We start from the raw sequence: 25388 nt of genomic DNA, 5'->3' as shown, positions 1-25388 counted from the left end.
CTTGGCGCGCGGCGTCGCGCACCACATAATAGCAATCACGCGCGAGGACGACGTCGGCTAAGGCCGGCGCCGCCCTTGCGAAGCTCTCGTCATGACCGCAAAACCAGATGCGGGTCTGTCGCGACCCGCCGAGGACATTTTCTCGCTTCGATGAACCTGAATTCGCCCCTCTTCGACAGCATCCGCATCAAGCCGGCCGACGATCCCGTCGCGAAACCGGATGAGCGACGTTGCGAACATAAGGGCTGCGCCAACGCCGGCCGCTACCGCGCGCCGAAAGGACGCAACAACGATGGGCAGTTCTGGCGCTTCTGCCTCGAACATGTCCGCGCTTACAACTCGACCTACAATTATTTCAAGGACATGGATGACGAGTCGATCAGCGCCTACCAGAAGGACGCGCTGACCGGTCATCGCCCGACCTGGACCATGGGGCAAAACGCCGCGCCCGCCCGCGAGCGTCGTCGCGCCCGCGCCACGCGGCCGGAAGATTTCGTCTGGAACGATCCGCACGGGACCTTCGGGCTCGGCGGCTTCGACCCTCGTCGCCGGCGCGCGCCAATCGACGAAGGCCCGGCCATCGGCAATGCGGCGCGGAAGTCCTACGAAACGCTGGGCGTCGAGCCCGGCGCGCCGAAGGAAGAGATTCGCGCCCGCTACAAGGAGCTGGTGAAACGCCTCCACCCCGACACCAATGGCGGCGACCGCTCCCGCGAGGATCAGCTCCAGGCGGTTTTGCGGGCCTACAAGACCCTCCAGGCGGCGAAACTCGTCTAGGGAACGTCGTCTGCGCGGAATATTTTCACCGTCCTTCATGGCAGCCATCACCGCGACGCGTTTGCGTGGCGACAGGGGGCTCGTCTAGAAAGGCTTGTTCATGCGTGAGGCCCGCCGTCCGGCCTGGGCCCGCACGCCGTGGAACGGGTTTTGCTCGACCCGCGCCGCGATCTTCTGCGAGGACCCATGACTGCCGCCGCTCCCGCCGTGCCCGGCCTTCCGGACATGAAAGTGTCTGTCCGCCAGTTGTTCGGCATCGATTCCGATCTTGAGGTTCCAGCCTACTCGAGGGCTGAGGACCATGTTCCCGATCTCGACCCGGACTATCTTTTCGACCGAGACACCACTCTCGCCATCCTCGCTGGCTTCGCCCATAATCGCCGCGTGATGGTCTCCGGCTATCACGGCACCGGCAAGTCGACCCATATCGAGCAGGTCGCATCGCGCCTCAACTGGCCGTGCGTGCGCATCAATCTCGACAGCCATGTCAGCCGCGTCGATCTCGTCGGCAAGGACGCGATCGTGTTGAAGGACGGCAAGCAGGTCACGGAATTCCGCGACGGCATTCTGCCTTGGGCCTACCAGAACAACATCGCGCTGGTGTTCGACGAGTATGACGCCGGCCGCCCGGACGTGATGTTCGTCATCCAGCGCGTGCTTGAATCCTCGGGCCGCCTGACTTTGCTCGATCAGAGCCGGGTGATCCGCCCTCATCCCTCGTTCCGGCTTTTCGCCACGGCCAATACGATCGGCCTCGGCGACACCTCTGGACTCTATCACGGCACGCAGCAGATCAATCAGGCGCAGATGGACCGCTGGTCGCTGATCACGGTGCTGAACTATCTCGCGCACGACAAGGAAGTCGACATCGTGCTCGCCAAGGCGAAGCATTATCGCGGCACCGCCGAGGGGCGCGACATCGTTTCGAAGATGGTGCGCGTCGCCGATCTCACGCGCAACGCCTTCATCAATGGCGATCTCTCGACCGTGATGAGCCCGCGCACGGTGATCACCTGGGCCGAAAACGCCGACATCTTCGGCGATATCGGCTTTGCGTTCCGCGTGACCTTCCTCAACAAGTGCGACGAACTCGAGCGCGCCCTGGTGGCCGAGTTCTATCAGCGCGCGTTTGGCAAGGATCTGCCGGAGAGTTCGGTCAACGTCGCGCTCTCCTGACTGCTAAGCAGGACGCTGTGAGCATCTCCAACCGCAAGCCCGGACAACCCAAGGAAGCGCCGACCGAGCCGTTCAAGCGCTCGGTCGCGAGCTGCCTCAAGGCGATCGCGCGCCAGCCGGAAATGGAGATCACATTTGCGGCGGATAAGCCGGTTTTGACGGGCCATCGCGCCCGCCTGCCGGAGCCGCCGCGCAAGCTTTCTGCAAATGATGCGGCGATCCTGCGCGGGCACGCCGACTCCATGGCGCTACGCCTCGCCTGCCACGACGAGAGCGTGCATCGCCGGCATATGCCTGACGGCGACCAGGCCCGCGCCGTCTTCGATGCGGTCGAGCAGGCGCGCGTGGAATCCATCGGATCGATGCGCATGGCGGGCGTCGCCAACAATCTCGGCGCGATGCTCGACGATAAATATCATCGCGGCGGCAAATACGAGGACATCCGCGAGCGCGCCGACGCGCCGGTCGAGGACGCCGTAGCCTTGATGCTGCGCGAGAAGCTCACCGGCCGCAAACCGCCGCGCGCCGCGCAGAAGATCGTCGATCTCTGGCGCGATATGATCGAGGAGCGCGCCGGCCGCGATCTCGCCAAGCTCGCCTTCTCCGTCGATGACCAGAAGGCCTTCGCCCGCGCCGCGCGCGACCTTCTCGTGTCGCTCGACATGGCCGACGAGATGTCGCCGACGCAGGACGACGACAGCGACGACGACAAGGACAACGACGAGTCCGACGATCAGCAGAACGAGGAAGGCGAGAGCGAACAGGACAGCCAGAGCGACAAGGCCGAGGTCGAGATTTCGGACGAGGCCGCCGAGGAGATGGAGGACGGCGCGAGCGAATCCTCCGAAGGCCCCACGAGCGAATCCGAGGAGGATTCCGACGAGGCCGACTCCGAGGAAGCTTCCGAAGCCTGGCGGCCGCCGCAGTCCTCCGCGCGCGAAAATCGTGCGCCTGACTACAAGGCTTACTCGACCAAGTTCGACGAGGAAATCGGCGCGGAAGATCTCTGCGATTCCGAGGAGTTGACGCGCCTGCGCGCCTATCTCGACAAGCAGCTCTCGCATTTGCAGGGCGTCGTCGCGCGCCTCGCCAACCGTCTGCAGCGCCGCCTTCAGGCGAAGCAGAACCGCGCCTGGGAGTTCGATCTCGAAGAGGGTTTGCTCGATCCCGCGCGCTTGCCGCGCATCATCATCGATCCGCAGCAGCCGCTCTCGTTCAAGCGCGAGAAGGACACGAATTTCCGCGACACCGTCGTCACGCTGCTGATCGACAATTCAGGATCGATGCGCGGCCGCCCGATCACGGTCGCGGCGACCTGCGGCGATATTCTCGCGCGCACGCTGGAGCGCTGCGGCGTGAAGGTCGAGATCCTCGGCTTCACCACCAAGGCGTGGAAGGGCGGACAATCGCGCGAAGCCTGGCTGCAGGGCGGCAAACCGCCGAATCCCGGCCGTCTCAACGATCTCCGCCACATCATCTACAAATCTGCGGACTCGCCGTGGCGGCGCGCACGCAAGAATCTCGGTCTGATGATGCGCGAAGGTCTCCTCAAGGAGAATATCGACGGCGAGGCGCTGGATTGGGCGCACAAGCGTCTGCTCGGACGCTCCGAACAGCGCCGCATCCTGATGATGATCTCGGACGGCGCGCCGGTCGACGATTCCACGTTGTCGGTGAACGCCGGCAACTATCTCGAACGGCATCTCAGGCATGTCATCGACGAGATCGAGAACCGCTCGCCGGTCGAACTGATCGCGATCGGCATCGGCCATGACGTCACACGCTATTACAGGCGCGCGGTTACGATCGTCGATGCTGAAGAACTCGGCGGCGTGATGACCGACAAGCTGGCCGAACTCTTCGACGAGGACGCCGAGCCGATCGCGCCGGTGAAGAGCAAGCGGCGCGCAGCTTGACGCTGGCTTCGCGTTGGCTCGATCGGCGCGCCGCGCTCGGCGCGGGGCTGATCGCTTTCGCCGGCGGCCAGGCGCCGGCGCAGCAGCGCACGCTGACGGAGCCCGTTTCGATCGATGTGCGCGCCTTGCCGATCACGCATTTCAAGGCCGGCGATTCGTCACTGACGCGTTTCGGTCGCTGCGTGTTTCGCGGCGGCATGGAGCTGAAATCCAGCCATCCGCAATTCGGCGGTCTGTCGGGCATCGCCATGGATGCGGACGGCGCAGGTTTTCTCGCCGTCAGCGATGTCGGCTCCTGGTTCCAGGCGAAGATCGCCTATGACGGCGCGCGTCCGGTTGCGCTGAGCGATTGCGTGCTGGCGCCCATCCTCAATTCCGACGGCAAGCCTGTCAGGCACACGCGCTGGTGGGATACGGAATCGCTCTGTCTCGATCGCGGCTTCGCCTATGTCGGCGTCGAGCGCGTCAATGACGTGTTCCGCTTCGACTGGGCGAAGGACGGCTTCAAGGCGCGCGGACAGCTCATGCCGGTCCCGCCCACATTCAAGACCCTGCCCAACAATCGCGGTTGCGAATGCCTCGCGATCGCGCCGAAAACCTCGCCTGTCGCGGGCGCTCTCGTCGCCATCGCCGAACGCTCGGGCGCGCGCAGCGCGCCGACGAAGGGGTTCATTCTGACGGGCCCGCGTCAGGGCGAGTTCGAGCTGCAATTGAAAGACGGGTTCGACGCGACCGACATCACGTTCCTGGCGAACGGCGATCTACTGGTGCTCGAACGCTTCTATGAGACGTTCAAGGGCGTCGCCATGCGTATCCGCCGCATCGATGGCGCAACGGTGAAGTCAGGCGCGCTGCTTGACGGTCCGATCCAGATCGAGGCCGACCTCAGCTATCAGGTCGACAATATGGAGGCGCTCGGCCTGCATGTGACGCGCGAGGGCGAAACGATCCTCACGCTTCTATCAGACGACAATTTCTCGATCCTGCAGCGGACCTTGCTGCTGCAGTTCGAACTCGCCCTCGAACCCACGATCGGCAGTCGCTGAGCACACAAATAAAAAGGGCGCCCGAAGGCGCCCGTTCAATTCAGAAATTCCGCGCGGTTCAAGCCGCGACGGCTTCCGACTTCTTGGCGAGCTCCTTCTTGAGAGCCAGCGCCTTCTTCGACAGCTCGTCGTTGCTCGCCTTGGCGAGGAACGCGTCGAGGCCGCCGCGATGCTCGACCGAGCGCAGCGCGTTCGCCGAGATGCGCAGCTTGACCGAGCGCTTCAGCGCCTCCGACTGCAGCGTGACATTGATCAGGTTCGCGACGAAGACATGCTTCGTCTTGATGTTCGAGTGGCTCACGCGGTGGCCGGTCTGGTTGCCCTTGCCGGTGAGTTCGCAGCGACGCGACATGGTGATTTCCTTCAATGCGGCAGCCGCTCCGCGCACGCTGTGGCGCAGGGTCTCGGCCGCCGGGAGTGTCCGAAAGTCGCGGGCTTATGCGGGAGGCGGCCGAAAAGGTCAAGCCGGCGCATCAATCTCGTCAGGCCGGGGCAAGCCCGAGCCTGAGGTCGCGATTCCGCAGCCAGGCCAGCACCGGGAGCGACAGGATGACCATCCAAGCCTTGCCCAGAATCTGCCCGGCCAGGAAATCGAGGCTGCCAAAGGCCATCCAGAGGAAGGCGACGCTGTCGACCGCAAGCCCGACCACGCTGGAGGCGAGGGCAGCCAGGACCAGTCCGCGCCGCTGGAGGGGGGTGTAGACGGCCATATCGGCGAACTCCGAGATCAGGAACGCGGCCGTCGACGCCAGCACCAGTGAAGGGGCCGCAAAGGTGGCCGACAGCGCCGCGCCGACGAAGATCGCGCCGGCGCCCCAGAGAACGCCGAGCCGCCGCTGGACGAGATCGCGCAGCACCAGCGCCAGCCCGACCATCAGCACGCCGCTCGGCGCGCTGACGCCAGGCGCGACCGGGATCAGGCAGGGACCATTGGGGACGCAAACCGTCCCAACATGGCCGATCAGCCAGTTGGCTGCGGGAACGCAGGCGGCGAAGGCCGCAAGGAACGCGAACCCTTCGGCGTGGCGGCGCTGGTCAATCGGGGAAGTCAATTTCGTCTCCGGAACTCTCGGAACGGCGCGTGAAGCACGCGCTGATAGCGCCTCCCGGCGGGATGACAACCGTCGCGGGCGCGGCGCGCTGTCGCTGCCTACAGGGCATCTTGCAGTCATCCTCCATTAACGCTTTGTTCGCCATGGTTCCGCCGGATCGCATCGCTAGGGCGTTTTCGCGCTTTGGGGGAAGAGGTCAGCCGATGGCCACGGGCATGAAGACCCTGACGGTTTGGGCGGGCGCGACCGCGTTGGCGGCGCTCTGCTCAGGCGCGGCCGTCGCCGAAACGCTAAGCGCCAGCTACGGCATCTATCTCGCCGGCCTGCCGATCGGCCGCGCCAACATCGGCGCCAACATCGCCGGCGACCGCTACAAGATCGACGTTGCGGCGCGGATGACCGGTCTTGTCGGCGCCGTGACCAAGGGGTCGGGACAGGCGACCGCGACCGGGACGGTCAGCGCTCGCGCGCCGACTTCCAGCGGCTACGCATTGAGTTCACAAAGCAGCGACGGCCCGCGCACCATTCGCGTCGCTATGGCCGGCGGCAACGTGAAGGCGGCGGAGATGAATCCGCCGCTCGATCCGCGGCCTGACCGCGTTCCCGTCACCGAGGCGCACAAGCATGGCGTCATGGACCCTGTCAGCGCGCTGATCATGCCGGCGCCCTCCGGCCCTAACGGCGCCCTTGATCCCGCCGGCTGCAATCGCACCTTGCCGATCTTCGACGGCGCTACGCGCTTCGACGTGGTCCTGAGCTACAAGGAGCAGCGTCAGGTGCGCTCGAAGACCTATTCCGGCCCCGTGCTGGTCTGCGCCGCCCGCTATGTCCCGCAGGCCGGCCACCGGCCCGCGCGGCAGGCGGTGAAATACATGGAAGACAACCGCGACATGGAGGCCTGGCTCGCGCCGATCGGGCCGAAGGTGCTGATCCCCTATCGCATCGCCGTGCAGACGCAGATCGGCCAGGCTCTCATCGAGGCGTCGGACTTCACGGTTCAGGGAACGACGGGCGCGATCCCAGCGCGAGCGGCGGCGCGCTAGAGGCGAGCCCCGCTCAAGAAATTTATCGCACCGCTGCAAATAAATTGATGGGTTGATGCGCGTCGGGCGTGAATGAAACGCTCGGCGCATGGCGAATGAAATCCATGTCCTCTTCGCCGGCCTCCTGCCGAGCCGGACCGCGCTCAGAAAAGGCCTGAGAGCCGCAGGATTTCCTTTCTCGTTCGCTGAATCGAGCGGATCGCTGGAAGAGCAGAGCGGCTATCTGCCGATGAAATTTCGCGGGCAAGAAACAGGCGTGGAGTTCGACTCAACGACGGATCGCGAACAGGTCGTCGAAATCGCCGGAGACTCCGTGGCTCCGAGCTTCGATCGCATCACAAGTTTTCGATGGGGCGGCGATGAGACGGAAATGACCGTCGCCTTTGCAATGGCCTCGGCTCTCGCGACTCTGGTGAAAGGCGTCGTTTTCGACGAGCAGAGCGGCGAACTCCAGTCGCCGGACGAGGCGGCCGCGATCGCAAGGCAAAGCCTTGCGACGCTCACAAAAGCTGCGACGGCGAAACATCCCGGCGCGACGAAAGCCGATCTGAAACGTTATCTCAAGCCGCTGCTGCAGCGGCGCGATGATCTCGTTCTGATCGATCGCATGCTCATCATCAGACCGGTGCGGCATATCCTGCGGGGAGTGTTTTTCGAACCGCGCGGAGACAGGTACGCTTTCCAAACGCGACGCTATCTGCAGCCTCTCTACAAGGGAGGATTTGACCAAGGATATTGGGACGATCCCAAGCGAAATTGGCGCGTTTACGAACCGCTGTTCCAGCCGCTTTTTCTGGATGCGCTTGGTGCGAACATCTTTGACGAAGTGGGGCGCATTACGTCGTTTGAATTGCTTGCCCAGGTCTACGAGGACGCCATGGACGCGATTGGCCTGCGCGCAATCGCTCTTGCCCTTGCCGGCCGCCAGGGCGACGGCATAGCGCTTCTCGAAGCAGGCATCGAGTCAAAGCGATTTAATGGCTACTGGATTGAGCTAATGAAGAAGTGGAAAGATTGGCTCAACCGCGACATCAAAATCATTTGCGCCGAACTTCATGAGCAGGAAGCGGCGGCTGTGAAGGCGCTGAAAATAGAACAGTTCTGGCGACCCTCGCCTTTTCCCACGGAGTTGGCGGACGCCAACGGGAGCGAGCAGACTGACGAACCGCTATTTCTTACGACCAACTGGCCCGCACCGCCTGCTAATCTGATAGCAGAGGCGCCAGAAACGCCAGACGAAATTCATTTCGGTCGTCGCGTGACGAAGCGTGCAGAGAGGCAGATCATTGAGGCGCCGATGAGCATGGAACGCGCTCGTCAAGCTCACATCGACCATGATGAATATGTGCGCGTCGAAAGAATCGATAATGAGCGATTGATCGTGATCCGTCATTGGTCAAACGGCGACCTGCATCGCCCGGAAAAGCCCGCCTACAGCGGTTACACGCCAAAAAGAAACTATCTCATCTGGCTCTTCGGTTCTGACGATCTTGTGGTCAGGGTCGACTTCTCGGAGGACCTCCACAATCGCGAGCAGCTAAGCTTGATGAGCGTAGACGTATACGACACGTCAGCGCCGCTATGGAGCGCCCATAACGATCTCAAGGACGGAAGGGTCAGGATCTATGATCGTCGACTGCGTGACGACGATTTCGAGCGCCGACCGATGAACAACGTCGATCGCGAAATCTGCATGTTCGCCTCCCCCGACTTTGAGGGCATCGATGAACTCATAAGCCGCTTCTGGCGTTATCTCGATCACATGGGGTTGCTCAAAAATTTCCCGATAGGAATTTGAGCCTCGGCTCGGGCGGCGCGAAAACAGCCCCTCGTTCAATCTGATTTCGAATTCGTTTACCCTGTCTCCAGCCAAAGCTGCGGTCTGCTTGCGCGCGCGGATGCCCTTCCCCGCGAATCTCCCATGCTCGATTCGTGCGCGGCCTGTTCTCGCCCCGTCCCCAACCTTGCCAAAACGGCGAACTCCGTTCCGAAAAGCCGGAAGGAAGCGTTCACCAGCCGCGCGAACGCGGCGTTAATCTCCATGAATGGCAATGTGAATTGCCCTTCGCGCCGATAACCCTAGAGGTGGCGCCCCGCCGGGGGCGGCCCGCTATTCCTAGCGCTTGCCAATCCGACTCAGCGTCCCGCAAACCGATTCTCCCCCGTTTCGTTCTTCTCCCGTTCACAGCATGAATTTCGCCGGCTCGTGACGCCTCATTCCGGGTCGCCGCTGGCGACGCGTGGCAAGGGCTGTGCGCCGCCAGCGGGCGTGCTAGAAGGAGCCTCGCTCCCCTTCCCCGACCGATGCCCCAACGTCCTGAACTCACGGCCCGTGAGCGCGCCCGCAATGTGACGGCCGTGCTCGGCCCCACCAACACCGGCAAGACCCATCTCGCCATCGAACGCATGCTGGGCCACGAGACCGGCATGATCGGCCTGCCGCTGCGCCTCCTGGCGCGCGAGGTCTATGGCCGCGTCGTGGAGCGCGCCGGCGCCGACGCCGTCGCCCTCATCACGGGCGAGGAGAAGATCAAGCCAGCGAATGCGCGCTACTGGGTCGCGACCGTCGAGGCGATGCCGCGCGATGTCGAGACCTCGTTCCTCGCCGTCGACGAAATCCAGTTGGCCGCAAATTTCGATCGCGGCCATGTCTTCACCGATCGCCTGCTCAACATGCGCGGCCGCGGCGAGACGCTGCTCATCGGCGCTTCGACCATGAAGCCGTTGATCGAAACGCTGCTGCCGGGCGTGAATATCGTGTCGCGGCCGCGGCTTTCGAAGCTGACTTTCGCAGGCGAGAAGAAATTGACGCGATTGCCGCCGCGCTCGGCGATCGTCGCCTTCTCGGTCGAGAACGTCTACGAAATCGCAGAGCTGATCCGGCGCCAGCGTGGCGGCGCCGCGGTCGTGCTCGGCGCGTTGTCGCCGCGCACGCGCAATGCGCAGGTCGAGCTGTTTCAATCAGGCGACGTCGATTACCTCGTCGCCACCGACGCGATCGGCATGGGGCTCAATCTCGATGTCGATCACGTCGCTTTTTCCTCCGATCGGAAATTCGACGGCTTCGGCTTCCGGCGATTGACGCCGGCGGAATTTGGCCAGATCGCCGGACGCGCTGGGCGCCATATGCGCGACGGCACATTCGGTTCGACTGGCCGTTGCGATCCGTTCGAGCCCGAACTTGTCGAGGCGCTCGAGGATCATCGTTTCGATCCGATCCGCATGTTGCAATGGCGCAATCCGCGGCTCGATTTCTCGTCGCTCGCCGCATTGCTCGAATCGCTCGCGGTCGTGCCGCGCGAAGGCGGATTGACGCGCGCGCCTGCGGCCGACGACGTGCTCGCGCTTGAAGCCGCCGCGCGCGACGAGGATTCGCGCAACTACGCGACGAACGCCGCGAATGTCGAAATCCTCTGGGACGTCTGCCAGGTTCCTGACTACCGCAAGGTCTCTCCCAGCGCGCACGCGGAACTGGTGACGACGCTCTATCGCGCGCTGATGCGCGACGGGCGCGTATCGGACGATTGGTTCGAGCGTCAGTTGAAATTGGTCGATCGCACGGATGGCGACATCGACACATTGTCGGCGCGCATCGCCCAGGTGCGGAGTTGGACCTTCGTCGCCAACAGGCCCGACTGGCTGGCCGACCCCCAGCATTGGCAGGGCGTGACGCGTGCGATAGAGGACCGCCTGTCAGACGCCCTGCACGAACGTCTCGCGCAGCGTTTCGTCGACCGCCGCACCAGCGTCCTGATGCGGCGCCTGAGAGAGAACGCAATGCTCGAAGCGGAAATCAACGGGTCCGGCGACGTCAGCGTCGAAGGTCAGCATGTTGGTCAATTGCATGGATTTCAATTCGTCGCCGATGCGCAGGCTGACGCCGAGCAGGCGCGCGCGCTGCGCGCCGCCGCCGCAAAGGCGCTCGCCGGCGAAATCGAGAAGCGCGCGGAGAAGCTTGCTGCGGCGCCCGACGAGCAGTTCGTTCTCGCAAGCGACGGCGCGATTCGCTGGAACGGCGAGGCCGTCGCGCGGCTCGGCGCCGGGGAGCGCGTGCTTGCGCCCGTTGTGCGCCTGCTCGCCGACGAGCAGCTCACCGGCGCGGCGCGCGACAATGTGCAGAACCGCATCGATCTTTTCATCGCCGCGCACATCAAGAAGCATCTTGGCCCACTGCAGACGCTTGAGGACGGCGAGGGGTTGACGGGAATCGGCCGCGGCATCGCGTTCCAGATTGGCGAAGCGCTTGGCGTGCTCGATCGCGCTCGCGTCGCGCAGGATGTGAAGTCGCTCGATCAGGAGGCGCGCGGCGCGCTGCGCAAACTCGGAGTGCGCTTCGGCGCCTATCATCTTTATCTGCCTTTGCTCGTGAAGCCGGCGCCGCGCGCGCTCGCGGCGCAGCTCTGGTCGCTGAAACATGGCGGGCCTGAAACCAGGGGCGTCGATGAGGTGCCGCGACTCGCTTCGTCCGGACGCACCTCGATCGCCGTCGACAAGGAGATCCCGCGCGATCTCTATCGCGCCGCCGGCTTTCGCGTCTGCGGCGAGCGCGCCGTGCGCGTCGATATTCTCGAACGCCTCGCCGATCTCATTCGTCCGGCGATCGCCTATCGCCCTGGTGAAACGATCGGCACGCCGCCAGCCGGCACCGCCGACGGCGAAGGCTTTGTCGTCACCGGCGCCATGACCTCGCTGACCGGCTGCTCCGGCGAGGATTTCGCATCGATCCTACGCGGGCTCGGCTATCTCGCCGACAAGCGCCCGGGCCCCGCCATCACGCGTCCCATCATCCTGCCCGCGCCGACCGCGCCGATCCGCGCGCCGGAGGCAGAGGTATCTATTGAAGCGCCTGCTGCGGAAGTGGCGGAGCAAGCGCCGAGCGCTGACGCCGTTGCGGCGGACGTCTCGGAAATCACGACGACCGCTGAGCCGGAAGCTGCGCCCGACGCAGCGTCGATCGAGGTCGCGCCGAGCGTCGAAGCCGAGATTTCCGCCACGCAAGAGACGCCTGCAGCGACAGACGAACAGCCGGCCGTCGAGGCGGCGCCTGCCGCGGAAGTTTCGACCGAGACCGCTGTCGCCGAGGCGGCCGCCCCGGAGGAAGCGCCGACCGCGTCCGTCGAGGCCGCCGAGCCGGCGACCGAAGCAGCTCCGCCTGCGGAACCCGAGCTCATCGAAGTCTGGCGCATGGGTCGCGTCCATCGCGACCATCATCATCGCCCGCCGCGTGAAGGCCGTGACAACAGGCGCTTCCAGGGACGCCGCCCGCATGGCGCGCCGGGGCAACAACCGGCCGAAGGCGAGGCCGGCCGGCCCGGCGGCGATCAGCGCCGGCCGTTCCCCCGCCAGGACCGTCGGCCGCAGGAGCGCCGCGAAGCGGCCGAAGGCGGTCGCGAGCAGGGCGCGCCTGAGCAACAGAGGGACCGTGGCCCGAGGCCTCCCCACGGGAGACCCGGCGGCGAGCAACGCCGGTTCGACGGCAAGCCGCCGCGGCGCGATGATCGCCGCGACGAGCGGCGCGATCGCCCGCGCTTCGAGCAACCACAGAGGCCGCCGCGCGACAAGCAGCCCGATCCGGATTCGCCTTTCGCCAAGCTGGCTGCGTTGAAGGCGCGGCTTGAGGGCAAGGACGGCGCGTGATGCGGAGCGCGAGGCGTTGACCCTGCGTCTCGACAAATGGCTGTGGCATGCGCGCGCGCTGAAGACGCGCTCTCTTGCCGCAGTCGCGGTTTCAGAGGGTCGTGTTCGGGTGAACGGCGCTCGGATTGAAACGCCGGCGAAGCTTCTGAAGTCCGGCGACGTTGTTACCGTTACGCTGCCAGAACGAGTTCTGGTCTGGAAATTCATCGCAGCCGGCGAACGCCGCGGCCCGCCCATGGAGGCAAGAACCCTTTATGAGGATTTGTCGCCGCCGCCCGTCCGTTTCGAGCGGCCGGCGGCATCCGTCGGCGAGCCTGATGGAATCCCGGCGGCGGAACGGCGGGCGATGGACCGGCTCCTTCGGCCCAAATGACAGACGAAAGCGAAGGTCCATCTCCGGAACGGTCTACGATTAGAACATTTGCGTTATGCGGCGAATGCGAAGTGAAGCGGCCTTCTCTTTCGCTGGCGCGGCCTTCGGCGCGCTTGCGACGAGCCGCCGCATACAGTACCGCGCCTGCAAGTAAAGGGCGCGGCCGCGCGCGGAGACAGCGATGACCTATGTCGTCACCGAGAATTGCATCAAGTGCAAGTATATGGATTGCGTCGAGGTCTGCCCTGTCGACTGCTTCTATGAAGGCGAGAACATGCTCGTCATTCATCCTGACGAATGCATCGATTGCGGCGTCTGCGAGCCGGAATGCCCGGCCGAGGCGATCAAGCCGGACACCGAGAGCGGGCTCGACAAGTGGCTGGAGCTGAACGCGAATTACGCCAAGAACTGGCCGAACATCACGATCAAGCGCGACGCGCCGGAAGACGCCAAGGAGTTCGACGGCAAGCCCGGCAAGTTCGACGCCCACTTCTCGGACAAGCCGGGACAGGGCGACTGAGGAAGCGGCGAAGCTGTCGAAGGGCGAGATCGTTCCGGGCCCGGAATTGTCCGTAATAAGCCGTTTGCGTTAACGTTGAGTGAAGGCGCGCGGGCGGAACGACGCGGCGCTGCGCAAATTCGTTGATTTTCCACGGTTTTCGTGATAGGTGTTTTTCCGCAGTCGATCCGTCCGCACTTCAGCGGCTCCAACCAGCGAAGCAGCTCCCAGCAGGGACCCCCAAAACAGACATCTTGCTCATTCGGGCTCATGTCGGCCGGAATGCTTGGACGGTAATTCTCGCTGCTGATTGATGCATTTCCGGCCCTCCGGAAAGGCGTTGGTCTTTTGTCGCATCGTTCGGGAGTCGAACAACAAATGTCCGCAGCAAAGATGCCCGATACCAAGATCGCCCCCGCCAAGCCCGTCGCCGCCAAGAAACCTTCCGGCGGGCGCCACGGATACAAGACCAATGAGCATGTGGTTTATCCCTCGCACGGCGTCGGCAAGATCGTCGCGATCGAGGAGCAGGAAGTCGCCGGTTTCAAGCTCGAACTGTTCGTCATCACTTTCGACAAGGACAAGATGACCCTGCGCGTTCCGACCGCGAAGGCGCAGCAGGTCGGCATGCGCAAGCTGTCCGAGCCGGCGGTGGTCGACAAGGCTCTCGAAGTCCTGACCGGACGGGCCCGCATCAAGCGGACGATGTGGTCCCGTCGCGCGCAGGAATACGAGGCCAAGATCAATTCCGGCGATCTGATCGCGGTGGCCGAGGTGGTGCGCGATCTGCATCGCTCCGAGGCGCAGCCCGAGCAGTCCTACTCCGAGCGCCAGCTCTACGAAGCGGCGACCGATCGCGTCATGCGCGAAGTCGCGGCCGTCAGGAAGATCACCGAGAAGGAAGCCGTGAAGGCGCTCGAGGAGAAGCTCGCCAAGGCGCCGAAGCGCGGCAGCAAGAGCGACGCCATCGAGCAGGATGACGAAGAGGCTCAGGAAGAAGCGGCCTGATCGCCTTCCGCGAGCCTCGCTCAACAAATCAACCGCCGCGCATCGCGCGGCGGTTTTTTTGTGTGCGCCTGAATGCGAATGCGGCGCGGTTGTCAGCGCCGCAGCATGCAGGCATCAACGTCACGCCAACCGGATGTGACCTCGCATGACGACGACCGGCCCGACGACCGAAGACAAGCCGCGCGGTGAATTGACCGTGCGCACGATCGCCATGCCAGCCGACACCAACGCCAATGGCGACATCTTCGGCGGCTGGGTCATGTCGCGCATGGACCAGGCCGGCGGCATCGCCGGCGTCGAACGCTCGCACGGCCGCGTTGTAACCGTGGCGGTCGAGGCGATGACCTTCATTCGCCCGATGCGCGTCGGCGATGTGCTCTGCGTTTACACCGACATCGAGAAGATCGGCCGCACCTCCATGCGCATCCATATCGAGGCCTGGGCCGTGCGCTTTCATACGCGCCATATGGAGAAGGTGACGGACGCGACTTTCACCTTCGTCGCCATCGATGATCAGGGGAAGCCGCGAGCAATTCCCGCACAGGCCTGAGCCGCCCTACGCCGCCGCACTCGCCTTGTTGCGCTCGATCTCCATGATCAGGCAGCTCTCACTGCCATGGGCGATCATGCGCCCCTTCGCATCGTAGAGTCGTCCCTCCGCCGTAGCTACGCGCCCACCGGCATGAATAGCGACGCCCTCGCAGCGCACAATCTGACCATCCCCGATCAGCGCGCGCGTGAACTGGATCGTCATCGACGTGGTCGTGTAGAGCTGCCCCGGCTTCAGAAGCGAATGGATAGCGCAAGCCATCGCGGTGTCGAGGATCGTCGATATCCAGCCGCCATGCACGGAGCCCAGCGGATTGCGAAAGGCTTCGCCAGTCTCGCCCCTGAAGACGACGCGGCCGTCGCCAATTTCCTCGGGCCATATCTGCATGGTGACGCCGAAATCCGGAGCCGGCAGACGGCCGGCCATCATCTGCTCCAGCACTTCACGGCCGTTGAGCGGCGCGATCGCCTCGCGTGGCCAGGGCCCGACCTCGACGGCAGAAGCAAGCGTCATCACAAGTCCTCCGATGAGCCGCAGGCTGCGGCGCATATCGTGTAGCTACACAGAGAAGCGCGAGCGATGAGCCTTCGCATTGTCGCCGCTACCGTGTATCGGAAATCGAAGAAACGCCGCGCGCCGCAGCGCGCAACGCTTTCATGCCGGGGCGCGGGTCGCGTTCACCCGGCAATTCGAGCGCATCCTCGATCTGTCGCTGCACGGCCGCCCATCTCGGCACCGCCTGCCGCGTGAGCGCGCGCCCGCGCGACGTCAGGCGATAGCCGGCGCTGCCGCCTTCGCTCTTCACGATCAACTTGTCGCGCTGCAGCAAAGCGAGATTGCGCACCAGCGTCGATCGCTCGACGCCCAGCAGCCGCGCTGCGTCGCTCACCGTCTCGCCGCCGCCAGCCGCGATCAGGAACAGCGTCGAGAATTGCGACATTTCGAGCCCGAGACCGGCGACCGCATGATTATAGACGCGCGCGATGAGATTGGCGGTCTTGCGCGCCTGCAGCGCGAAACAGCCGGCCCCGATATCGAGAACCTGTCGCCGCAGATCTTCGTCCTGAGCGTTCATGCAGCGATTGTGTATCTACACAATCATCGAGTCAAGAACTCTTCGCCGACAAGGAAACGCTGCTACTCCACGATGATCTTGTAGGATTCGCCTGCTTTGACCGCGTTGGGTCCGTCGAGCCCGTTGAGCACGAGGAAGCGCTGCTCCGCATTATCGGAGACGGCCATGCGCTGGGCGAGCGTCGCGGCGGTGTCGCCAGGCTGCGCCGTGACGATCGTGATCTTCGTCTGTTTCGCCGCCCGCGCCTCATCCGGCGACAGCGTCTGGAAACTCTCGATCGAGGCCACGAAGCTCTTGTCGATCTCAGGCGTCAGCGACTGCGCCGAAAACAGCATGCGATAGAGGCTGCCGCTCATCTCGACGACGCCGAGGCGGTAATTCCAGTCCTTGCTGCGGCCGACGCCAACAGCCGCAGGCATGCCGCTGACCTGCATCCCGCGCACATCCTCGACGGCCACGCCTTCGAGCAGCCCCGACTTCAGATAATCTTCAAGACTCTGGCCGGACTCTGGCGCAACACGGTCGAACCGCATCGCCTGCAACCCGCTGCTGGCGCGGCCGATCACGGCCTGCCCGCTGCGCTCAAGGATGAAACCATCAGGCGCGGTGAAGCGATAGCCGACGGCCGGATTGAGATAGCGCCGGCCCCGGATCATGCCCTCGCCCGGCTCATCGCCATAGGTCATGCCGTCGATCGCCTTGAGCCAGGGTTCGCGGCCATGTTCGCCAAGGCCCGGCCCGCCGATCTGGCGCGCCGCCGCGGTCGCCCTCTGGATGCGCTCCGGCGTGCTGGGATGGGTGGCAAGGAAATCGACGCGTCCCGATGCGCGCAAGCCGGAGCTCCGGCCAAGCGAGGTCAGGAAGCGCACGGACCCGTAGGGATCGTAGCCCGCCTTCGCCATGGTGCGCACACCGATCTGATCGGCCTCAAGCTCCTGCTGGCGCGAGAAGCTCGCCAACGTCAGCCGCGAGCGGGCGCGCGCCTGCGCGCCGCTGTTCTGGTCATTCAGCAGATCGACGCTGACGCGCCGCACGAGATCGGCGTTGCGTTCGAGCTCTCCGCGCGCGACCGCATGGCGCGCGGTGACGTGCCCGATCTCATGGGCCATCACGGCCGCGATCTCGGACGTGTCATTCGCCAGCGCGAGCAGGCCGCGCGTCACATAGAGATGGCCGCTCGGCAGCGCGAAGGCGTTGATCGACTGGTTGTTGAGAATCGTGACCTTGTAGCTTTGCGAAGGATCGTCGCTCGCCGCCACCAGCCGGTGGATGATGTCGTTCAGCACGCCCTCGACGCGCGGCGACTTATAGGCGCCGCCGAAGGCCGCGACGAGCTGGGCGTGCGCCTGCTCTTCTCCATTGGCGGCCCCGACGACGCGCGGCGTCGCGCTTGGCAGCGGCACGGGCTTCACGCCGGATTCGTCCGAGGTCACGCAGCCGGAAACCAGCAGCGCCACAAACGCCGCCGTCGCCGGTGCGAACCCGGCGCTCCATCCCCAGCCTCTGCCAGTCAGCCTCACCTGACGACCTCTAATTGTCCCGCGCTCGTGATCTCGATGGCCGGAGCGCGCCGCGCTGCAACCATCCCCCTGACGCGGATAATCTGCCCGCGCAGCGAAGACGGCGTGATTCCGGCTTTTTCGAGGAGCTTGGCCGTACGCGGCGAGAGTGTTGCTGTAAAGTCACGACGGAAATCGCGTCCGAAATTGAGATAGATGCGGCGCGGTCGTTCGCCCACCGAAACGACCCTTCCCTCGATGATCACGAAGCGGCCGGCCATCGCCTGAATCGCTGCGATCTCGTCTGATTTCAGCAATCTCGAACCCGGTTCGCGCCACAGTCCAAGCGCCTTCTGACGCGCCTCGGATTCGATCTTGAGCAGCGAGCCTGCACAGGAATCCTGCTCGCCAAGCGGCCATATCCGGGCGAGTCCCTTCTCGACCAGCAGTGCATGGGCGGACCGGGCCGCATTTCCTTCAGCGACGACGCTGATTCGCAGCGGCAGGCGTCCCCAGCGATCGGGAAAGGCGCCGGCCTCATCGACCTTGCCGTGAAGGCCGGAAAGAACCTGCCGGATCGCCGAGACATGCGCTGGCCAGCGCCCGGCCGCGATCGAATCGACGCCGAGATCAAGATCAGCCAACCGCCCCAGCCGCCCGTCCGACAGTTTGAGATCGCCGAACTCGGTGACCTCCGAAATCGCAGCCTCGGCGCCGCCTGGAGCAAGACAGGGATCGGCGGTCGCTGTGGCTTCCTGCTGCGGAGGCGTCACAGTCGCGACCGTCTGCGCGCGGGAGGCGCCCACGACGATCAGCGCCGCAAGCGGCGCGCACAAAAAAAGGCGATGCCGACGCGTCCACATTCCGGGAACATGGGGCCGCGCCGCCCGCGCGACAATCGCTGCGCGACCCGAATTTTGTCTCCCCGGCGTTCAGGCGCGCGCGGTGAAATCCGGCTTCGACTTCGCCATGCGCGCGAAGCGCTTGTAGCTGTAGGGCGCGGCGTCGACGATGGTCGGATCGCCGGTGACGAGGTCGGCGACGAGCCGCCCGGCGCCCGGACCAATGCCGAAGCCGTGGCCGGAGAATCCCGTCGCGAAAAAGAATCCGGGCAGGGTTTCAAGTTCGCCGATGACGGGCACTGCGTCCGGCGTCGCATCGACATAGCCGCCCCAGGAGTCGGCGATCTTCATGTCCTTGAAGGCGGGGAACGCGGCGATGAGATTTCGCTTCGCTTCGTCGAGCACGTTTTGCGCCGGCTTGGGATCGAGCACGCGCGTTTTCTCGAACGGCGTAACTTCGTCGAGCTTCCAGCGCCGCGGCGTCTTCCATTCCTCGACGAACCGCGCGCCGGCGCGGATGCGCAATTCCTTGCTGTGTTTGAGGAGCGACGGGAAAAAGTCGGTGAACAGACGGAAGCTGTCCGGCGTGATCTCGGCGGCCGAAGCGCTGCGTTGGGCGATGTTGTAGCCGCCGTCGAAGCGCTTGCGGAACGCAAAGTCCGAACCGCCGCAGGCGGTGGTTGGCGGCCCTTCCAACGGCTCGGTGCGCATCACCGAACCCAGCACCTTGAGCTGCGGCAGGTCGACGCCGAAATTGCCGCAGAACAGGCGCGACCAGGCGCCGCCGGCGAGCACGACGCTATCGCAGGCGATGACGCCCTTCTCGGTCACCACGCCGCTGACGCGCCCCGCCTTCGTCTCGACGCCCCGCACGGCGCATTGCTCGACGATGGTCGCGCCAAGCTTGCGCGCTTTCGCCGCCATCGCCGGCACCGCCTTCTGCGGCTCGGCGCGCGCGTCGCTTGGCGTGTAGATCGCGCCGGCGAATTTGCGCGCCACGCCGGGCAGCACATCGGCGATTTCGGACGGCTTCAGCAGGCGCGAGTCGAGCTGGAACGGCCGCGCATGTTCAAGCCATTCCTCATAGGCCTCAACTTCCTTCTCGGTGTCGACGGCATAAACGATGCCAGCCTGCTTGAATCCCGTGTCGCCCTCGACCAGGCGATCCATGTCGCGCCACATGCGCAGGCTTTCGACGCCAAGCGGGATCTCCTTGGGATCGCGCCCCATGACGCGCACCCAGCCCCAGTTGCGCGAGGACTGTTCATGGGCGATCCAACCCTTCTCGCACAGCGCGACGTCGACGCCCTTCTGCGCCAGCCACAGCGCGGTCGAGACGCCGATGACGCCGCCGCCGATGATGACGACGCTGGCGCGCGCAGGAAGCTTTTCATCCGTCGCGATGCGGTCGACCACAACACCCATGAACGCCCTGCCCTCTCGTCAGCCAATGAGCGGGAGGGCGCGAAACCGCGCGCCATCCGCATCATCCTGCGATGGGGGATTGCAGTCGGTTTGTCGATATTTGCCGGCGCGATACAGCCGTGATCGACGCGCAGGCCGCGAATATCACGCGCGCAATCTCGTTCCCATTTTTGGGCAGGATGGTGATCCCGACAGGATTCGAACCTGTGACCTACGGTTTAGGAAACCGCCGCTCTATCCTGCTGAGCTACGGGACCACGCGGGGCCGCTCATACATTGTTCGCGCCGGACTGTGAACGGTGGTCGTTTGCGGCAGCGCGATCATCTCATGCTGCGTCCGTCACCGGTTCCGTGGAGTGAGGCGACTTGCCACGCCGAAGCGAAGCTTTTGCCTCGCGAAGGCGGGAGCCGAGCGGAATGGAGACCGGGGTCTTTGCCGTACCTCGCGGCCCCCTTCTCCCCTCGCGGGAGAAGGTGTCGCTGCGCTTGGCGCAGCGACGGATGAGGGGGAATCTCGATGCGAGATGCTTCCCCCTCACCCGTCGCCTCGCGACGATGCTTCGCATCGCGCCGCGGCGACACCCTCTCCCGCAGGGGGAGAGGGAAGGCGCGTAAAGATGGACGCGCGAAATCAGCGCGATGCGCAGCATCGTCGCCTCACGCTCGCGCGTGGCTCTGAAACCCTCTCAGCTTTGCTCTCTTCCCTTCATCCTTGCCTCCAAGGGAGGCCGGGAGCGCCTGACAGGCGCGGCCGAAAATGAGTGATGGGATTTCGCCTTCCGGCGCTCCCGGCGCGGATTCTCTAACCTCCTGTCGCACGCTCTCCGCGGTCTCCCGCTTAAGGTCCGTTCGGACAGCCTGATCGTAGTGTCAGGCGGGCGTGCTGTCGGAAGCCCCCGGGAATCTCCGCCGCCAGGTCGTGGCGGAAATCCGCAGGTCCGCCCTCTGCTCCCGTTCGGTCCTGACCCGGACGGCCCCGAGAAGAGCAGAGGCACCATCAATGATAGGAATTTAGTCCAGAAATGTCAAGGGCGCTTTGCGCGCCTACGCCTCTATGGAGAGCGCCGGCGCGAGCACGAAGCGGGTCACGGGCGCGACCTTCTTGAGACCATTCGGGCCGGGAACGCCGACCACCGTGATGCGGATGATGCGGAAGAGCTGCACGCCATTCTCGGCGCGGACGTCGTGGGTCTGCTCGGCGTCGGTGTAGGCGACCGCCATGAAGCCGCAGGCGGCCGGCTTCGCCGCTTCGAGATTGACCGCGATGATAGCCTGGCCGAAGTCGTTGCCCTCGACGAGCTCGCTGACGCGCGTCGCATGCTCGATCGTGTCGCAGATGAGGCCGGACTGGACGCGGACATTGTCGGCGAGAGCCGGAGTGGCGAAGGCGCCAAGCGCAAGAATTCCGAAGGCGGAAAGCGCGGCCGAAGCGAAAAGCGTTCTGATCCCGGTCATCTGGCCGTCTCCTCTGGGAAAGCCTGATGAACAGAGGATGCGACCGGTGAGCCGGCTTCGCGGTGCGATGGAGCACGGGGTGAGAGGAGGAGCGCACGCTCGCCCGAGCGAATAACGGGACTAAAAACAAGAAGGCGAGGATTTCTCCCCGCCCTTCATCGATGCTTTCTCTGGCGCTCGAAAAACGAAAGCCGCTCAGGCGTCTTTCGCAGGTTTCGCAGCACGCTTCTTCGGCTGGACCGTCTCGGCTGACGCAATCCGGAGATCATGCGCTTCCTTCGCGAGCCTGAGCTGGCGCAGCCGCTCGGTCTTCTCGTCCTGGTCGAGCAAAGCCCTCGCGTGATCGGCGGTCGCCTTGGCGTAATCGGCCTTGCGCGCCTCTGAGGCGGTCGCTTTCGCAGCGGCTCGTTTCTGGCGATGGACTGCGAGGCCCGCCTCGACAAGCTCGCGCACAGCTTCGAAACGGCTGGGCTTCGGCTCACCATGCAGATCGATGAATTTATCGATCTCGCGCATCATGTCGGCGCGCATGCGGATGCTGAGACGAACGCCCGACGGCGAATTCTCGCTGTCGCTCGAAGGCTTTTCGGCGTCCTGGGAGTCTTTAGGCATAACGACGCCCCGCGAAACCGGCGTTTTCAAGCGTACGCTTTTGAAAAGACATCCGCAATTCAGAGACCCCAACTGACAGAGCGCCGCGCCTTGGGAATCTCGGGCTCGCTCTGCTTCTTCGCCTTTTTCTTCGGCGCGGGCTTTTCCGCTGTCGCCAGCGCCGCGCGCTCGGCGGCTTCCTTGGCCAGCCGCAGCGCTTTCAGCTTCTGCGTTTTCACATCCTCCGCCCTTTGGGCGGCCTGATAGCTGGCGAGCCCGCTGACGTCAGGCTCCGCCTTGGCGCCCCATTTCGACTCCGGAAACAGCGCCGACGAGGTGAAACCGCTCTTCTTCATTCCCGCTCCCGCCGCCAGCGCGGCTTCATCTCCGGCGCGTTGAAAGAACCGCGTCCGGATTGCAAAAAACAAAAAGGCGAGGATTTCTCCCCGCCCTTCATCAACGCTCTGTTTGCGACCTGTCGCCAGTACATCCGTGGTCGACGCATCCGCAAATTCGCGATGTCGTTTACGCAGCAGCCTTGAGATTGTCGGCCGACACCTTGCCCGAACGCTTGTCCGCGACGAGGTCGTAGCTGACCTTCTGGCCCTCGCGCAGATCGCCGAGGCCCGAGCGCTCGACAGCGCTGATATGGACGAACACGTCCTTGTCGCCGGCGTCAGGCTGGATGAATCCAAAACCCTTGGTCGGGTTGAACCATTTCACGGTTCCGGTTTGCATTGAGATAGTCTTTCACACGTAGAGGCTCATTCCCACGCTCACGATTGAGCGCCGGTTGAGCAGATCGATTTCGAAGAGGAGGAGATGAACGGGCCGCGGGCTGATTGCGCGCGTCGGCCAAATCGGTCGACCAGAATTCGATCGCAGGCATATAGGGGAGAATGGCGGGGAATGCAAGGAGCGCAGTTGAAGCAGCGCGATAACCATCGAGATTAGCGCCCTCTCCCCTTGTGGGAGAGGGTGGCCTTCGCGTCATGCGAAGGCCGGGAGAGGGGGTTCAAAATCAAAGCTGCGCATTTGACTGGGAACGCGAAGCCGTCAGCGCTTCGACAACACGCTGAGCTGCGATGTCGGGCGCGCCAAGCACAAGATTATTCGGCAACCGCAACACCGAAAAGCCTTCAGAACGAAGAAACGCATCGCGGCGCGCATCATGCCGACGCGCATCGTCGCTGTCATGCATCGGGCCATCAGTTTCAACGATGAGTCTCGCTTCGAAACAGACGAAATCAACGACATAACGCCCGAATGGAATTTGCCGCTTGAATTTCCACCCGTCGAGCCGGCCGGCGCGCACAGCGTTCCAGATTACCCTTTCCGCAGCGGACATTGTCGTCCGTTGCGTCTTCGCAAACTCGCGATGCTCAGTATCGACGCGGCGGGACATCCCCCTCTCCCGGCTGCCTCGCGACGATGCTTCGCATCGCGCCGCGGCAGCCACCCTCTCCCACGAGGGGAGAGGGACGAAACTTTGAAACATCGCGCCCGTCGCGAAACACGCTTCGCGCCAACCTCCGCGATCGGCGTACGCTCTCGCGCCTGTGCGCGAGCGAGTTTCAAAACACCACCACGCTCCTGATAGATTTCCCCTCATGCATGAGATCGAACGCATGATTGATCTGATCAAGCGGCATCGTGTGCGTGATGAGATCGTCGATGTTGAGCTTGCCCTCCATATACCAGTCGACGATCTTCGGCGTATCGGTGCGGCCTCTTGCGCCGCCGAAAGCCGAGCCTTTCCACACGCGCCCGGTGACGAGCTGGAACGGCCGCGTCGCAATCTCCGCGCCTGATGGCGCAACACCGATGATGATCGATTCGCCCCAGCCGCGATGGCAGCATTCCAGCGCCTGGCGCATCGTGTTCACATTGCCGATGCATTCGAAGGAGAAATCGGCGCCGCCGCCGGTCAAATCGACGATCGCCTGCACGACCTTGTCGCGGCCGACTTCATCGGGGTTGATGAAATCGGTCATGCCGAATTTTTTCGCCACGGCGACCTTGGCGGGATTGAGATCGACGCCGATGATCTTGTCGGCGCCCACCATGCGCGCCGCCTGAACGACGTTGAGCCCGATGCCGCCGAGACCGAACACCACGACATTCGCGCCCGGCCAGACTTTCGCGGTGTAGATGACGGCGCCGACGCCCGTGGTCACGCCGCAGCCGATGTAGCAGATCTTGTCGAATGGCGCGTCCTCGCGAACCTTCGCCAGCGAAATCTCCGGCAGCACGGTGAAATTCGAGAAGGTCGAGCAGCCCATGTAATGAAACACGTCTTTGGACCCTTGGCCGGCGTCGCAGGAGAAGCGCGAGGTGCCGTCGGGCATCACGCCCTGCCCCTGCGTGGCGCGCACGGCGGTGCAGAGGTTCGACCTGCGGGAGAGGCAGGTTTTGCATTGCCGGCATTCGGCTGTGTAGAGCGGGATCACATGATCGCCGGGCTTTAGGGATGTGACCCCGGCGCCGGTTTCGCGCACAATCCCTGCGCCCTCATGGCCGAGGATGCAGGGGAATTTCCCTTCGGAGTCGAGGCCGGACAATGTGTAGGCGTCGGTGTGGCAGACGCCGGTCGCCATGATCTCGACGAGGACTTCGCCCGCCTTCGGCCCCTCGATGCGGATCTTCTCGATGGTGAGCGGCTTCTTGGCCTCCCAGGCGACGGCGGCGCGAGTTTCGATCATGGCGTCCTCGATTTTGGAATCGTTGCGCGACCATCCGACGGCGCGGGGCGGCGAGGCAAGAGGCCGGCCACCCTCCCCTTGAGGGGGGAGGGTCGATCGGCGGCATGCGCAGCATGACGACGAGCGGGGTGGGGTGAGAGCCGAACCGCGTCCAAGCGATGATCACCCCACCCCGATCCTCGCGAACGCTCGGATCGACCCTCCCCCTCAAGGGGAGGGTGAAGGTTCACCCGATCGGCAACGGGCCGTCGCTCTTCACCTCCTCCATGACGGCGTAGGTGCGCGTCTCCTTCACGCCAGGCATCGCCCAGAGCTTGTCGCCAAGGAACACGCGATAGGCCTCCATGTCGGCGAGCCGCGTCTTGATGAGATAGTCGAAGCCGCCGGCGACGAGATGGCATTCGAGAATCTCCGGCGTGCGCTTGGCCGCCTCCTTGAAACGGTCGATGATGTCAGGCGTGGTCTTGTCGAGCAGCACCTCGACGAAGACGAGGAAGCCGCGGCCGAGCAGCTTTGGATCGAGCAGCGCCTTGAAGCCGGTGATGAAGCCGTCGCGCTGCAGCCGTTTGAACCGCTCGGTGGTCGCCGTCGGCGACAGGCCGACCTTCTGGGCGAGGTCGGTCAGCGACATCCGCCCGTCTTCCTGGAGGGCCGCCAGCAGGGCCTTGTCGGCCCGGTCAAGCTCATGCATGTTTCACCGAGATTGCGCGCTTTGATAGCGA

General features: G+C 64.3%; 25 protein-coding genes and 1 tRNA gene. 11 read left to right on the top strand and 15 right to left on the bottom strand.

The features are described 5' to 3' along the window. Window positions 1-150: 150 nt before the first annotated feature. The 4 genes from L8F45_RS24185 to L8F45_RS24170 all read left to right on the top strand — a co-directional run bounded on the left by L8F45_RS24185 (window position 151) and on the right by L8F45_RS24170 (window position 4915). Complete coding sequence (locus L8F45_RS24185) at window positions 151-777, top strand: J domain-containing protein (protein WP_342360385.1); 627 nt, start codon at window positions 151-153, stop codon at window positions 775-777. Between the two features lie 186 nt (window positions 778-963). After that, window positions 964-1953, top strand: coding sequence for a cobaltochelatase subunit CobS (cobS, locus tag L8F45_RS24180; RefSeq protein WP_342360384.1), 990 nt, complete (start codon window positions 964-966; stop codon window positions 1951-1953). Window positions 1954-1970: 17 nt separating this feature from the next. Continuing rightward, window positions 1971-3869: a cobaltochelatase subunit CobT gene (gene cobT, locus L8F45_RS24175; protein ID WP_342360383.1), complete on the top strand. Its 1899-nt coding sequence runs from the start codon at window positions 1971-1973 to the stop codon at window positions 3867-3869. After that, complete coding sequence (locus L8F45_RS24170) at window positions 3866-4915, top strand: esterase-like activity of phytase family protein (protein ID WP_342360382.1); 1050 nt, start codon at window positions 3866-3868, stop codon at window positions 4913-4915. Before cobT ends, L8F45_RS24170 begins: the two co-directional genes overlap by 4 nt. A gap of 58 nt (window positions 4916-4973) precedes the next feature. Here the strand turns inward: L8F45_RS24170 and rpmB are convergent, their stop codons facing one another. Next, window positions 4974-5267: a 50S ribosomal protein L28 gene (gene rpmB, locus L8F45_RS24165; protein ID WP_342360381.1), complete on the bottom strand. Its 294-nt coding sequence runs from the start codon at window positions 5265-5267 to the stop codon at window positions 4974-4976. Between the two features lie 130 nt (window positions 5268-5397). After that, window positions 5398-5967 (bottom strand): VUT family protein, encoded by a 570-nt coding sequence (locus L8F45_RS24160; RefSeq protein ID WP_342360380.1) that lies wholly within the window; start codon window positions 5965-5967, stop codon window positions 5398-5400. 203 nt (window positions 5968-6170) lie between these two features. On the opposite strand from L8F45_RS24160, the gene L8F45_RS24155 reads away from it, so the two are divergent. The 7 genes from L8F45_RS24155 (at window position 6171) to L8F45_RS24125 (ending at window position 15077) form a co-directional block, all read left to right on the top strand. Next, entirely contained in the window at window positions 6171-7010 is an 840-nt protein-coding gene (locus tag L8F45_RS24155; protein WP_342360379.1) for a DUF3108 domain-containing protein, read from the top strand. A gap of 88 nt (window positions 7011-7098) precedes the next feature. Next, complete coding sequence (locus L8F45_RS24150) at window positions 7099-8808, top strand: hypothetical protein (protein WP_342360378.1); 1710 nt, start codon at window positions 7099-7101, stop codon at window positions 8806-8808. 506 nt (window positions 8809-9314) lie between these two features. Beyond that, window positions 9315-12647, top strand: coding sequence for a helicase-related protein (locus L8F45_RS24145; RefSeq protein ID WP_342360377.1), 3333 nt, complete (start codon window positions 9315-9317; stop codon window positions 12645-12647). A gap of 16 nt (window positions 12648-12663) precedes the next feature. Next, window positions 12664-13020, top strand: a complete 357-nt coding sequence (locus L8F45_RS24140; RefSeq protein ID WP_342360376.1) for an RNA-binding S4 domain-containing protein — start codon at window positions 12664-12666, stop codon at window positions 13018-13020. A 181-nt stretch (window positions 13021-13201) separates the two neighbouring features. Then, window positions 13202-13540, top strand: coding sequence for a ferredoxin FdxA (gene fdxA, locus L8F45_RS24135; RefSeq protein ID WP_342360375.1), 339 nt, complete (start codon window positions 13202-13204; stop codon window positions 13538-13540). Window positions 13541-13897: 357 nt separating this feature from the next. Further along, window positions 13898-14527, top strand: coding sequence for a CarD family transcriptional regulator (locus L8F45_RS24130; RefSeq protein WP_342360374.1), 630 nt, complete (start codon window positions 13898-13900; stop codon window positions 14525-14527). A 145-nt stretch (window positions 14528-14672) separates the two neighbouring features. Continuing rightward, on the top strand, window positions 14673-15077 hold the full coding sequence (locus L8F45_RS24125; RefSeq protein ID WP_342360373.1) for an acyl-CoA thioesterase: 405 nt from the start codon (window positions 14673-14675) through the stop codon (window positions 15075-15077). 6 nt (window positions 15078-15083) lie between these two features. Here the strand turns inward: L8F45_RS24125 and L8F45_RS24120 are convergent, their stop codons facing one another. The 13 genes from L8F45_RS24120 to L8F45_RS24060 form a co-directional block, all read right to left on the bottom strand. Next, on the bottom strand, window positions 15084-15590 hold the full coding sequence (locus tag L8F45_RS24120) for a PaaI family thioesterase (RefSeq protein WP_342360372.1): 507 nt from the start codon (window positions 15588-15590) through the stop codon (window positions 15084-15086). 88 nt (window positions 15591-15678) lie between these two features. Beyond that, entirely contained in the window at window positions 15679-16152 is a 474-nt protein-coding gene (locus L8F45_RS24115) for a MarR family winged helix-turn-helix transcriptional regulator (RefSeq protein WP_342360371.1), read from the bottom strand. Between the two features lie 62 nt (window positions 16153-16214). Then, a complete protein-coding gene (locus tag L8F45_RS24110; protein WP_342360370.1) occupies window positions 16215-17672 on the bottom strand; it encodes a M48 family metalloprotease in 1458 nt (485 codons plus the stop codon). Next, a complete protein-coding gene (locus L8F45_RS24105; RefSeq protein ID WP_342360369.1) occupies window positions 17669-18457 on the bottom strand; it encodes a hypothetical protein in 789 nt (262 codons plus the stop codon). The genes L8F45_RS24110 and L8F45_RS24105 overlap by 4 nt, the downstream gene beginning before the upstream one ends. 126 nt (window positions 18458-18583) lie before the next feature. After that, window positions 18584-19918 carry an NAD(P)/FAD-dependent oxidoreductase gene (locus L8F45_RS24100; protein WP_342360368.1) on the bottom strand — a complete coding sequence of 445 codons (1335 nt, stop codon included), beginning with the start codon at window positions 19916-19918 and terminating at the stop codon, window positions 18584-18586. Window positions 19919-20098: 180 nt separating this feature from the next. Beyond that, window positions 20099-20175 (bottom strand) — tRNA-Arg (locus L8F45_RS24095). Window positions 20176-20962: 787 nt separating this feature from the next. Further along, window positions 20963-21373, bottom strand: a complete 411-nt coding sequence (locus tag L8F45_RS24090) for a hypothetical protein (protein ID WP_342360367.1) — start codon at window positions 21371-21373, stop codon at window positions 20963-20965. A 195-nt stretch (window positions 21374-21568) separates the two neighbouring features. Next, window positions 21569-21985, bottom strand: a complete 417-nt coding sequence (locus L8F45_RS24085) for a hypothetical protein (RefSeq protein ID WP_342360366.1) — start codon at window positions 21983-21985, stop codon at window positions 21569-21571. A 59-nt stretch (window positions 21986-22044) separates the two neighbouring features. After that, window positions 22045-22320 (bottom strand): hypothetical protein, encoded by a 276-nt coding sequence (locus tag L8F45_RS24080; RefSeq protein ID WP_342360365.1) that lies wholly within the window; start codon window positions 22318-22320, stop codon window positions 22045-22047. Between the two features lie 169 nt (window positions 22321-22489). Next, entirely contained in the window at window positions 22490-22702 is a 213-nt protein-coding gene (locus tag L8F45_RS24075) for a cold-shock protein (RefSeq protein ID WP_342360364.1), read from the bottom strand. Window positions 22703-22985: 283 nt separating this feature from the next. Then, on the bottom strand, window positions 22986-23369 hold the full coding sequence (locus tag L8F45_RS24070) for an endonuclease domain-containing protein (protein ID WP_342360363.1): 384 nt from the start codon (window positions 23367-23369) through the stop codon (window positions 22986-22988). A gap of 169 nt (window positions 23370-23538) precedes the next feature. Continuing rightward, window positions 23539-24663, bottom strand: a complete 1125-nt coding sequence (locus tag L8F45_RS24065; RefSeq protein WP_342363558.1) for an S-(hydroxymethyl)glutathione dehydrogenase/class III alcohol dehydrogenase — start codon at window positions 24661-24663, stop codon at window positions 23539-23541. 229 nt (window positions 24664-24892) lie between these two features. Then, window positions 24893-25357, bottom strand: a complete 465-nt coding sequence (locus tag L8F45_RS24060) for an Lrp/AsnC ligand binding domain-containing protein (RefSeq protein WP_342360362.1) — start codon at window positions 25355-25357, stop codon at window positions 24893-24895. Window positions 25358-25388 lie beyond the last annotated feature (31 nt).

Origin of the sequence: Terrirubrum flagellatum (assembly GCF_022059845.1) — a bacterium.
GTDB classification, from domain to species: domain Bacteria; phylum Pseudomonadota; class Alphaproteobacteria; order Rhizobiales; family Beijerinckiaceae; genus Terrirubrum; species Terrirubrum flagellatum.
Note: the sequence above shows the minus strand (reverse complement) of the source record. Positions and strands in the feature narration are given on the sequence as shown.

Excerpts from the sequence above, each read along its gene's own strand:
- L8F45_RS24080 (WP_342360365.1), bottom strand. The coding sequence starts at position 22,320 with ATGAAGAAGAGCGGTTTCACCTCGTCGGCGCTGTTTCCGGAGTCGAAA.
- L8F45_RS24185 (WP_342360385.1), top strand. The coding sequence starts at position 151 with ATGAACCTGAATTCGCCCCTCTTCGACAGCATCCGCATCAAGCCGGCC.
- L8F45_RS24060 (WP_342360362.1), bottom strand. The coding sequence starts at position 25,357 with ATGCATGAGCTTGACCGGGCCGACAAGGCCCTGCTGGCGGCCCTCCAG.
- L8F45_RS24075 (WP_342360364.1), bottom strand. The coding sequence starts at position 22,702 with ATGCAAACCGGAACCGTGAAATGGTTCAACCCGACCAAGGGTTTTGGA.
- L8F45_RS24120 (WP_342360372.1), bottom strand. The coding sequence starts at position 15,590 with ATGACGCTTGCTTCTGCCGTCGAGGTCGGGCCCTGGCCACGCGAGGCG.
- L8F45_RS24130 (WP_342360374.1), top strand. The coding sequence starts at position 13,898 with ATGTCCGCAGCAAAGATGCCCGATACCAAGATCGCCCCCGCCAAGCCC.
- L8F45_RS24145 (WP_342360377.1), top strand. The coding sequence starts at position 9,315 with ATGCCCCAACGTCCTGAACTCACGGCCCGTGAGCGCGCCCGCAATGTG.
- L8F45_RS24115 (WP_342360371.1), bottom strand. The coding sequence starts at position 16,152 with ATGAACGCTCAGGACGAAGATCTGCGGCGACAGGTTCTCGATATCGGG.
- L8F45_RS24155 (WP_342360379.1), top strand. The coding sequence starts at position 6,171 with ATGGCCACGGGCATGAAGACCCTGACGGTTTGGGCGGGCGCGACCGCG.
- cobS (WP_342360384.1), top strand. The coding sequence starts at position 964 with ATGACTGCCGCCGCTCCCGCCGTGCCCGGCCTTCCGGACATGAAAGTG.
- L8F45_RS24150 (WP_342360378.1), top strand. The coding sequence starts at position 7,099 with ATGGCGAATGAAATCCATGTCCTCTTCGCCGGCCTCCTGCCGAGCCGG.
- L8F45_RS24070 (WP_342360363.1), bottom strand. The coding sequence starts at position 23,369 with ATGTCCCGCCGCGTCGATACTGAGCATCGCGAGTTTGCGAAGACGCAA.
- fdxA (WP_342360375.1), top strand. The coding sequence starts at position 13,202 with ATGACCTATGTCGTCACCGAGAATTGCATCAAGTGCAAGTATATGGAT.
- L8F45_RS24090 (WP_342360367.1), bottom strand. The coding sequence starts at position 21,373 with ATGACCGGGATCAGAACGCTTTTCGCTTCGGCCGCGCTTTCCGCCTTC.
- rpmB (WP_342360381.1), bottom strand. The coding sequence starts at position 5,267 with ATGTCGCGTCGCTGCGAACTCACCGGCAAGGGCAACCAGACCGGCCAC.
- L8F45_RS24100 (WP_342360368.1), bottom strand. The coding sequence starts at position 19,918 with ATGGGTGTTGTGGTCGACCGCATCGCGACGGATGAAAAGCTTCCTGCG.
- L8F45_RS24125 (WP_342360373.1), top strand. The coding sequence starts at position 14,673 with ATGACGACGACCGGCCCGACGACCGAAGACAAGCCGCGCGGTGAATTG.
- L8F45_RS24085 (WP_342360366.1), bottom strand. The coding sequence starts at position 21,985 with ATGCCTAAAGACTCCCAGGACGCCGAAAAGCCTTCGAGCGACAGCGAG.